General features: G+C 51.7%; 6 protein-coding genes. 1 reads left to right on the top strand and 5 read right to left on the bottom strand.

Annotation, left to right across the window (positions count from 1 at the left end):
• Positions 1-453: 453 nt before the first annotated feature.
• From AACR77_RS20795 to AACR77_RS20780, 4 genes are read right to left on the bottom strand one after another with little or no spacing between them, the layout of a single operon-like run.
• The gene (locus AACR77_RS20795; protein WP_231563099.1) at positions 454-1,491 is read right to left on the bottom strand and encodes a Wadjet anti-phage system protein JetD domain-containing protein; all 1,038 of its coding nucleotides are present in this window, start codon (positions 1,489-1,491) and stop codon (positions 454-456) included.
• Between the two features lie 12 nt (positions 1,492-1,503).
• The gene (locus tag AACR77_RS20790; protein WP_042878811.1) at positions 1,504-5,946 is read right to left on the bottom strand and encodes a hypothetical protein; all 4,443 of its coding nucleotides are present in this window, start codon (positions 5,944-5,946) and stop codon (positions 1,504-1,506) included.
• Positions 5,947-5,948: 2 nt separating this feature from the next.
• Complete coding sequence (locus AACR77_RS20785; protein ID WP_052224751.1) at positions 5,949-6,842, bottom strand: hypothetical protein; 894 nt, start codon at positions 6,840-6,842, stop codon at positions 5,949-5,951.
• A 2-nt stretch (positions 6,843-6,844) separates the two neighbouring features.
• A complete protein-coding gene (locus tag AACR77_RS20780) occupies positions 6,845-8,314 on the bottom strand; it encodes a hypothetical protein (protein WP_042878813.1) in 1,470 nt (489 codons plus the stop codon).
• A 182-nt stretch (positions 8,315-8,496) separates the two neighbouring features.
• Here AACR77_RS20780 and AACR77_RS20775 point away from each other — a divergent pair, with 182 nt between their 5' ends.
• Positions 8,497-9,423, top strand: coding sequence for a WYL domain-containing protein (locus AACR77_RS20775; protein WP_081999330.1), 927 nt, complete (start codon positions 8,497-8,499; stop codon positions 9,421-9,423).
• Between the two features lie 88 nt (positions 9,424-9,511).
• Here AACR77_RS20775 and AACR77_RS20770 read toward each other — a convergent pair whose 3' ends face one another.
• A complete protein-coding gene (locus AACR77_RS20770) occupies positions 9,512-10,492 on the bottom strand; it encodes a YagK/YfjJ domain-containing protein (protein ID WP_231563098.1) in 981 nt (326 codons plus the stop codon).
• Between the last annotated feature and the right edge of the window lie 388 nt (positions 10,493-10,880).

The following is a 10,880-nucleotide window of genomic DNA, read 5'->3' as shown; positions in this document are numbered from 1 at the left end:
CGGTTTGAGGCCGGTGTCAGGTGATAACTAGATCTGTACAGAGTTGTCCAATGCTATTCCCCGAGAACAGTGCTCTCCTGCCCAGTCAATTAGTATCTGGGCTCGGCTTAAAGCATGGCTTCAACGCTGACTATAGATTTAGAGCGATAAGCTTACAATCAGTTTCGAAAGTGCCGAGGGAGCGTTGAACAGTGATTCGGATTAGCCGGTGAATTTCATCATCTGCTTGAACCGACAGAGAGCACTCTAATCTTGAAAAGCTTACAGCGATGATACTTATTTAGCATCGCTGTGGCTGTTCTAGATGAGATTCTTTTTAATCGGACAGACAAGGAAATAATCGTACCACAAGGAAATAAAGCTCTAAAACATCAAGCGTTTACCTATTTTTCTGAGCAAATACCAGCCCAGTCTCTTGGACTCGCCAGTGGGGAGATAAAAGCCCAGCTTAGCTTATGTGAGGCCTTCTTGGGGTAATCGCAGGCGAGCCTCTATAAGTACTTTCATTTCTCGTAACACAAAACATGGCATCCAGTCGCATAGCAACTCAAAATCAAACCTCTCGTTATTCGCATTCCCTTGAGGTGTCGCTCGGTGGTTGAAGATCAGCTCTTCATAGAGCTGCTCATCCAATTCCAGATTGATACTGTGTTCATCAAGCAACTTACAGCGCAACTGATGAGCAATTTTTAAACCAGCCACATCCATATCACCAAAATAAAAAAGTTGTTTTACCTGTTCAGTCATAAGAAGGGAGGACACGCATTCTGCTTGGCCTGACACCTTGTTACCTGCGCCGTAAATCACCAGTGACCAGCGTGTCTGGTCACGGTTGGTTTGGCATAATCGGTAATACACGTCAGAGTTTTCAACAATGACTGCCGGGAGGTCTGGGCGGCCTGATGACTCATACGGCAGCGGCGGGGCCCGTCGAATCGCCCCTAGATCTGCCAGAGTAAGAGAGACATGCTTCCAGCCGTTGGGCGGCATGGAATCCAGTGCTTTCTCATCCCCAAAGAGCAACAGTGCCCGCTCGCGGTGTCCGAGCGTGCCAGGAAACAACGGTTTATCTCTCTCGGTATGGCGAAACAGGTACACATTGAGCTGCTGCAAGCGTTCCTTAACAGTCGGTGTGAGCGGCCCTTTAATGCGTCGCGCCAACCAGGGATGCCAAGCGATTTCTGGCACAGTCTTCACAGGGGCGGCTGCGCCTTCGTAAACAAAGGCGTTTGGCAGATTCAGGCCGCGCCAGTAGGGTTGCCAGCTTGCTTCGCGTTTAGGCTGTGCCCGCCAGTCCCCCTCAAGCAGTTGCGCAATAGCCTGTCTCAGCAGGTCGGGGGTGTCATGGCTCAAAGCTTCGTGGCCATGTTTGCTCAAAATCTCGTCCAGTACCACCTTGGCCTTCACTGTGAGGACTGCCTTGTCAGTAGCAAAACGGTGTTTGTTGATGGTTGATTCCAAGCGGGATAACCACGTCATTAGGCCATTCATACCAAATCTACCTTACAAGACCGTCACGGGCTGTGGCTTAGCGACAAGGGAAGCCGCCCACAACGTATGGCGCTCGTTATCAACAGTCACCAAATCGCGCCGCCTCAACTTCTGAATCTTGTTCAGGAATAGATGGTTATCAAACATCGACTGGGCATTTTCGTCTGAAATACCGGTCAAGTAGATAAGCTGGATGTTGTAGGCCTTAGCCATCTGGGTTTGAATTCGCATCAGGTCATCGGCATTCGATTTACCCAGTGGGTTGTCGGCCAGCAAGAAACCTGCACTCGAAATGCCCGTGTCATACTCTCGCACCTTGCCGACGGTCACAAACAACAGGAAAGCGGATGTTAGTCGCTGTCCCCCAGAACCCTCCAACCGGGTGATATGGCTCCATTGTGGGCGACTAGCGTTCGTTTTAAGCAGACGTACCTCCAGATCCCCTTCACCAAATACCGACTGAACCAGATCAGCCGTCAGTGCGTCTCGGTTGGGCGCGCGGGGGATCTGGCCCTTGGCAATCCAGTGTTGCAAGCGGGCGCTGGCAAACCCCTTAAGATCGGCGGTGAGATCATTTAGTCGGTCCGTCATTTTCAAAATGGGACGGCCGGGCAAAACGGGGCAATCGTCCGGAATCCTGACTGATTTGGCACGCTTCAGCAGCTTAATAGCCTTCTCTAGATGAGTGGCTAGGTGGGTGATGGTCAGCTCAATCGAACGCTGGAATTGCTCCAAGCTGTCCTGTACCGCTTCAAATACCTGCGTGATCCCCGAGCCGACACGATCCAGATCGCCTAGTACCTCGTGATAAGTTGCGATCGAGTTCAACTGTCGCAAGTATTCCTGGCTGGCACTAACATTCGGCTCCTTAACCAACTCTTCTTCAATCCGTTTACGGAAGTGTCCCCAAACCGTGGCTACACGCACCTCTTGCTGCTTCAGAGTATCTTTCAAATTTGCGTATGTCTGGCATTGGGTAGCTAGTGTATCGGCGTATTCTGCAATATTCAGAATCTTGGTGGGCAAGCCCGCGGCCGAGGATAATGTGATGGACTGTATCATCGCTTTGGCTGTCTTGGCGCTCTGTAGCCGCTCCTTGACATTATCGATTTTTTTTGAATGGAGCGTCTGCTGCTCCTGAAGGCGTTTGAGCTGGTGCTTGGTTTCATGGAGATGGTCGACGATTTCGAGCAGAGAGACCCGGATCGCTTCGATCTCGGTGGGCTTATCCTCCCATACAAAGTCTTCGTACAGCGCCTTCTGCGCCTTCTCCCATTTCTCGGACAGATTTTGTACACTGGCCTGCGCCGTAATCTGACGCTGCGTGAGTTGCTGCTGCTGCGCTTCGAGCTGTGCGATGAAGTCCTTAATCAGAGCCAAACTACTGATGGCCGCTATTTTGATCTCATCCGGATACGTCTGATAGGAGGAATGTGCCGACAGTCGATCAAAGGCGCCGCGTTGCGCCTGCTCAGCATCTTTCAACTGTTGCTTGAGCACCGTGACCTTATCGCCTTGGGCTGCTTCGAGCAATTGGTTGTGCGCCTGAAGGGCAGCCTCATGGGCATATTGAGGACTCCGAACGGTAGCACCCTCGGTCGCCGTAATCCCCGAATAGAATGCATTGTTTCGCATGCGCTCCCACTCGCCGATCTGTATGCAAATGCGTGTACCCTCGGCACGTTTGCTCTCCGCTACCCTGTTTTTCTGCGCCAGTTCATCACTTTGGTGCTCGAGGGCTTCCTGGCTCCGCTGAATCTGTTCGGTCAGTTGATCCAGTTTAATCATCGCAGCGTCGTGTGCCGCCCATTCCGTGCCAATAAAACGGAGCAGCGTATCATGCGCTCTCTCGGCTTGGTTGCGCTGCTGCTGGGTGCTTTCAAATTGCGCTTGAGCATTCGCTTTTTCGTCGCGTAGTTTCTGCTCAAGCTGTTGTGCCTGTGCCAGCTCGGCATCGGCATGTGTCAATGCTAAGCGGGCTTGATCGCGCAGCTTGATCAGGTTCGACCAGTGGCAGCCGTGCTGATCATAGTGTAGGCGCCAATCGTTCTTGAACGACTCCAGTGCCGTTAGGGCACTTTCCGCAGTCGCTACACAGGCCGTTTTTGAGGCCACAACGTTCTCCAGATCCTGCAGTCGCGCGTCGTAGGCCGCTTGGCTGTAACCGTTCTTGTCCGGGTTTGAGAGAACTACCTGTGCCGAGTTGGGGGTCATTCCTCGTAGATCCCACTCTTCATCCAACCGATGAATTGCGACAGGTTCCCTTTTCCAGGGGAACGAGTCACTAATTTCCCTGACTTGAGCGAATGTAGCGTCATCCAGTGCGACTATGCTCAGATACCGACCTGGGTTTTGATCAATCACTGCTGCGATGCGCTGCGCATCATCGTTAAAGGCGGAGGCTAGGTAGTGAGGAAAGGCCCAAATCTTGTCTCGTGCAATGCCCGCTGCATAAAACGCCTCGAGCGCCTGATTAATTTGCTTGGTGACCAGTTCGTGACCCGTGAGTTTTAACTCATTCAACTGGTGCCGGGCTTCCAGTAGGTGTTGTTTCATCCTATTCAGCGTTTGCGTATCTGCATTCAACACCTCGCTGATCCGCGATCCGCACAGCGCGCTGTGCCAGTTGGTATCTGTCTCCTCAAGACTAAGTGCTCCCTGAGTCGGAGCGGGAAGCGTCTGATAGACTTCAGCCAAAGCCCGTGCGCTATCTACCGCCCCTAGGTGTTTTTGCTCTGCCTGGGTGAGTGACAGCCTAGCTTGGCTTTGTACCACCGAGGCTTGATTAACCACCTGTTGATGCGCCTCCAGCGCCTGTCCGACCTTACTTACATCGGCCTTGGCTTGCTCCTCATTCTGCACTGCATCCTGTAAGGCGTATTCCAATCGGTGCTGGGCGGCTACAGGGGATTCCCCTGTTTGGATCAGACCCTCTTCGCACAGCACATCCCGCTGTGATTCGCCTTTGCGCTTGTCCTGCCGGCATTGGTTGGTCTCCGACTCTAGGCTGCCCAGCTTCTTCTGCAGTTTCCCACAGGACAGACTGAGGGCATCGCTTTCCTTGTTGAGCTGTGCCAGCGTCTCCTTGATTTCGGCTTCTTGCTGGCGATGACAGCTGATCGCCCGCTCCAACACGCTCAGCGCCTCGCCAGCGGTACGTTCGAAGATCACCTGCAGCGGCTTTTCTGTTTCGCTTTGGAAAACCGATAGGATCTTGTTCGCTTGGTGGTAGGCATCATGAGCCTCTGCATAGGCTTTGTAATCTATGGCGGTGCGTATGATTTCAATCTGACGCTGATTCGTGTCGGCTTCGTCTTGGAGTGCGGTGGCCTTGGCCTGTTGTTCGTCGAGCAGATGCAGGGCTAGATCGTGCTCAAGCAGGGCCTTGCGCTTGCTCTGTAGGTCGCGGTGAGACGTTATCTGGCCAATCTCTTTCTGCAGGCTTTCCGCTTGGTCGTCGAGCCGAGCTTGATCTGTATGAGTATCCTCAATAAAGGCCGTGAGATCACGCATTGACTCGCGGAAGCCATCATCCATCTGCCGTTGCTGCATCTGGGCATTTTCCAGCTGTCGTGCTGGCTCAAGAAAAGCCCGCCAGCTCGATAGCACATCCCCCAAGAAGGATTCATTACGGCGAATCGTTTCCAGCTCCCCCTGGCGTTCGACCTCGTGCGCCACTAGATTACTCAGTTGCTCGGTAGTGTCCTTGGACATGGTGCAGGCGAAGAACGCGCCGAGGAAGTCCAGCTCGGTTTTGTAGTCAATGAACTTGGTCAACCCACCCTCTTCGGAGTTGAAGGTGACCATCGTTTTAATGAGATCAACATTGATCTGCTGCTCCAGTAAAAACGCGCGCCATTCTTTATTCACCTTGGTTTTGCGCCAGTGCATGCCACCTTCACCACCCGACTTGAGATTGAGCCAGCCGTCAAAGCTGTGCAGGGTGTTGGCGTAGGGACGCAGCTCTCGATTGCGCTCTGCGCGCGAGTAGGAAGGTACTTCGTCAAACGGGGTACCCAGCAGAGAATCTGGAGCGTCACAAATAAATAGAACGCGGTCGACGTCATCTCCGCGGCGCTGGTGGGCATGTCCCAGCAGCAGGGTTTGGCCGGTTTCATTGACCATTTCCACCAGGATGACAGACAGATCCTGATGGAAGTAATTGCGATAGTGGTATTCACTCTGGCGACGATTTGCCAGGTACTGTGTGAAATCGTTGACGGACGGCTCAAAGACCGATAACAACAATGCGATGTAGGTAGACTTACCGCCCCCGTTCACCAACTGCTGATATGTACTGACCACTGCCTTCGCATTCTTGGCGGGGGTGCTGCGGGCGGCATCAGCAGACTGCTTGGTTGTATGAACCAGGCCGATGTAGTCCAGTATGAGATCTTTGTAGAAGGCCTCCTCGTGGCCAACACCATCCATATAGACCCGTTTAATCAGCCACATGACTAGACCTCCAGCGAGTGTTGAGTTTCAGCGGTTTCGACGAGATCTGACTGACCCCTGACTGCTGTCAGTTCCGGGTTGTCAGCTGACGCAGTCGCATCGTTGTTGACGAGGTCGGGTGGTAGCCCCCCTGTCGCAGGGGCGATATTCATTACAAAGTGCACTGTCTCCTTGATGCCGGTATGGCGCAGATAATGTTTGAGCTTCTGGGTCGGGTACCAATCGGATTCTCCCGACAGGCTGCTGTCCTCGGCTAGGAAGCCTTGCTCTTGCAGCAGCTGTATCCAGCGCATCGCCATTTCCGTTTGCGAGCGAATACTGGAGACGCGCCCCACCTTCTCGTCGTGAATGCGGGGGATACGTTCTTCCTGTACAAACCGGGCTGCTAGGAGCAGGCCATCGACCGCATCGTCGTCCCCGGCTTTGCGCTGCGCTATCACTTGGTCGGCAACGTCGTTGAGCTTGATCACCACCGAAGCAGCATTGGTACCGCAGGTTTGACCGGATTCGATTCGAACTGCATCGGGATTGGGAAACATATCAGCCAGCAACGCGATCAGGGTTAATCCCGCGAAGAGGCGCTGTTCCTTGCGCTCTTTGCTCATTTGCTCGGCTGTGGATTCAGGCAGCAGGCGCTTATTCAGCCAACTCAGGGTAGGGGCATAAGGACCACGACCATCCGCAGCCAGCAATACCCCATATGTTTCGTGGATGCCGAGGTAACGCAATTTCATGCCAGCCGCGATGCCACGAATAATTTCAGCGAATAGAACGTCGCCCTGGAGCTCCAGGGCTCGTTGAATTGGCTCACCTTCCACCTTGTACCCCAATGAGTCCATTATCGCTTGCGTGGCGATCTCAGCGTAAGGCTTAGCCTGTTGATGCATGTCGTACATAACTACTCCTCATAGGGCTGTGCGGGATCTGCTGCCAGCAAGGTGATATTGTCAGCCCGCCAGAGTGCTGTTTCTATCAGACAGTCGTCCACCTCCACCTCAATGGTGGGGTCGCTGTTGGCCGCTAAACTGCCGATGTGGAGCAAACAGACCTGTTGCTCCAGTTCGGACAACTCTCCGTTCGCGTGGGCGTCAAACACATCGGCAAAACTGACGCGCCCCCGATCCTTCAAACGGTCTCTAACCCAGTCGCTGCAGTGCCTAACTACCGACTCGGAAATACTGCGCAGGATTGCTTCAATATCAACGGGCTGATCGGTGGGGTCCTGGATCTCGTGTGGAAGCAATCGCTCGAATTGATCGAGATACAGGTTCAGTACCGCCTCAAGGTCAAGCAGAGTGTGTAAGTCATCATCTAGGTTTCTGGGAGCCAGCAAGCTTGCTACCAGTTCATCCATTCCTTGTTCGGCGGTCTCTGGGGCATGGGCCAGTAAGGGCTTGAGCGCACCCTTTTCCAAAGTCTCCCGAAATAGGTTGTTGTCTCTGGGTATGATAAGTCTCAGGCGAGCCCGCTCAAAATCCTTGTTCACGTCGTGCAAGCGATCTTGATAGCTCAGCGTGAAGGCACTGACTTCGGCAAAAATCTCCTGCGCCTTGCGCAGCTTGTGTAATTTGTCGGGGTGTAATTCAGAGCGTCCATCAGCCAGCATTTCGGTAATGGTCGATAGGGTGTTCTGAATGTGCTCCAGTACTTCCTGAGTCTTATCAAAGGAGTCGCTGAGCACGGGGCGGATATCGTGTGCATAGGAGGCGCTCAAATCACCCGACTGGGCGGCGCGTACTTTTATCCGCATCCCAATCAGATATTGTTCCAACTGCCGTTGGGTTGACTGAATCTGCTGTACCGCCTTATCAATTTCACCACGACGGATAGTTTTGAGCGTTCGCCAAGCGAGAATAGCCGCTCGCTCTATCGGTGTTTCGTCCAAACGGAGGGTATAAAACAGCATCCCCTCATCGGTCAGAGACCAGAGAATATCATCGGAGCCGGGCACTTGGTCGTGCCGTATCAAGCGAACTACCTGCTCATCGGAATGCGCTCGTTCGGCGAAGTCATAGTACCGGAGGCGGAAAGGGTCTTTAATCGCCGCGAAAATCTTGCTGGCTACTTGCGTGTAGCTCGAAGCTTCTTGTACTGGGTAAGCCTCCCGCAGGTGCTCCGTCAAGCACCACTCTGCTTCTTTGCGAGTCATACCCGGTTGGCGCTCACGGTCGGCGTAGTAAAGCATGGAATCGAAGAGGTGCATGATTGCCGCAAGCGCGTCAAAGTCGACTCCGTCGAACAGTTTGCGGTGTAGGGCGCTATAAACTGAATCCAGCGTCCGCACGACCAGCAGCGCATGAGACTGAATGGTTAGCTCACGGCGTGCCATGGATTCATTTCGAGCCTTTTTAAGAAATTCTAGCAACATAGCCGCCTCCAACTTAGAGGAACTCACTATAACGTGGTACACCGTGAATGCAAAGTAACTTTGCATATCATTCATTATATTGCAATTTTATTTGTCATGCCTGCCAATGCTCCATATACTAATGCCGCACATCAGACCTAAGCTGAATTGTCAGTTCCCGCCAACATAGAACACAAAGTGGTATGCATTACTCAACGTTTCTTAAAAATCACAAAACCTCTCTCAGTCATGCACAGTGGTTGCGTTTACGTTATATCGAGCGTCAGTTGCTCTGGGAAAGAAAAGTCACTTCGCGCATGATTGCGGAGGAATTTGGTGTTTCAGCACAGCAGGCCCGTACAGATGTTCGAGCTTACCTAGAATTCGCACCAAGCAATGTGATTGAGCAAGAAGAAGGCAGCCGCAGGGGGTACTTCCCTAGCCCAACCTTCTCACCTGTTTTACTGGGGGATAATGACCTTGTATGGCGTGCGACGGCTGAGTTTCAACCACCACAAGCTGCCCATGCTCAAGAAATTCCGATTATCCATCGCGCAGTTCCTAGTCGCACACTTGCTGTTTTTATTTCCGCGATCGAACAACTGGCTCAGGTGCAAGCAACCTACATGTCAATGGAAAATCCGAATGGCTCCCCTAGAACACTGACCCCCACGGTCATTATCACCGTTAATGGGCGTCAGCATGTGCGTGCATATGACTGGGATAGTTCAACGTATAAAGACTTTGTTTTGGCGAGATTCCTTGGTTTGCCGGAACTGATTGCCCCAGCGGTAGCACCACCGGCTCAAGACATTGCATGGGAGGTCGCGATCCCTGTACGTTTTATTGTCAATCCGGCTTTAAGTAGGGCACAACAAAGGGTTATTGAACGAGATTACCTGCTCGAGCCACATGATTTCTGCATTCGTGCACCGATGATCTTTTATCTGTGCCCCGAGAACAATTTACCTAAAAGCGACGAGGAGTATGCCCAAGCTATTGAGCCTGGTGGTCAAGGCCCCCTTATCTACCCTATTCTCGCTGTTCACGCACAAACAGGTGAGCCTATCCACAAGTATCGCTATGCTGGCGAGACAAGAGGGTTCCAGAGAGCAAACTCTGGAACGTAATCCGGCCCACTAGATAAAAAGCGCAGCCAAGGGGGGCTTGTTATCTATCAACCACCAGATTATTGACCACTATGCACATCAAGACGGTTTAGTATGAATGCGTATGACCGGTGCCCCGTGGTCTGCCAAGGTGAGGTTGTGGCGATGGTCTCTCCATACGCCCGAAGGTCCGACGACCGGCTGGCAATACCGCCAGTATCTGCGTATCCAGCTTGGTCAGATAACTCAGCGCATTAATCAGGTTTTGACGCTTTGCAGTATCGCTGTAGTGGACCATCCCAATCCCATCGGTACCCCATTCCCGATATTCCTCCCGCCTGACCTGGCAATTGAAATAGCTCCCGTTATTGTCGGTCATATCTGCCCACACCTCTCCCAGCGCTATACCCAGAGAGATATCTCGTTGGTGTACAGCCCCATTAAAAATGAACGTAATGTGGGTATGAAAACGTCTATCAACACCGAACTCCAGTTTCCAGATATAGCCTACCAATGCAGGATATTTGTTCTGTACTCGACGAAGGTAAACATTCCGGTCATCCGTCACGAGGTCTAACGTGAGCTGGTCGTAATAGGCTTTGCGATAGCTGATATCAAATCGGATGACTAATAGTTTTGCATGCTGGTCGAATAGGCTACTAACATACGTCGCTACACTGCGCTGATTGCGGCTCTGAACGCGGTTGAGGTTATTGAGGCGTTTACGGTGCGCTTGACTCTTGAAATCTCTTAGAAACGCATACAGCGCGTTATTGATATCCCTGGCTAATTCGTCACCCACATCACTATCGAGATATCTCTCATGGATGAGGTGCAATCCATAGACCTCTCGCATGTGCGTCAGGAATAACTCTATCGTTGGATGCGATGACGATACTTCCTCATGACAATAAAAATAATCACACACGGTATCCAACGCATTAAAGAGTTTGGTTGATAGCCTACGACCTATGCAAGTGATGCGTGACTTATCTGGTGCTGAATAAACGGCTCTGACAATAGGAAGCGTTGTATTTTGGAGCTGGTCTGTTATGGATAGGATATCTAATAGTCTGACTGAGTTAAACATGATGGCCTCACTTAGGCAGGAGTAACCCTACGCAGTGTGATAAACACACGCGTATATAGGGGCGATTGGTAGAATGGTTATTGGCTAACTATGCTGGTGGTAACATGACCACCACATGAGAGTGGTGTAATAGTATACGACAGTGGTAATGGATATTGGTTGTATGTTGGTAGCTGTACATAGCGTAGGGATAGTATTGAATAGAAGTGATACTAAATTAAATAATAAATATACCTAAACGTGAGATGCCTGCCTCACCTACGAAAACACTAAAAAACATACATAAGAAGTAATAGCTATTTCTCTGACCCATTAGCCTATCAAGGTATGATTTATAACGCTGGAAGTGTACAGATCTAGTTATCACCTGACACCGGCCTCAAACCGG

Origin of the sequence: Aeromonas sp. ZOR0002 (assembly GCF_963866995.1) — a bacterium.
GTDB lineage: Bacteria > Pseudomonadota > Gammaproteobacteria > Enterobacterales > Aeromonadaceae > Aeromonas > Aeromonas caviae.
This window is presented reverse-complemented; position numbering and strand designations above follow the sequence as displayed.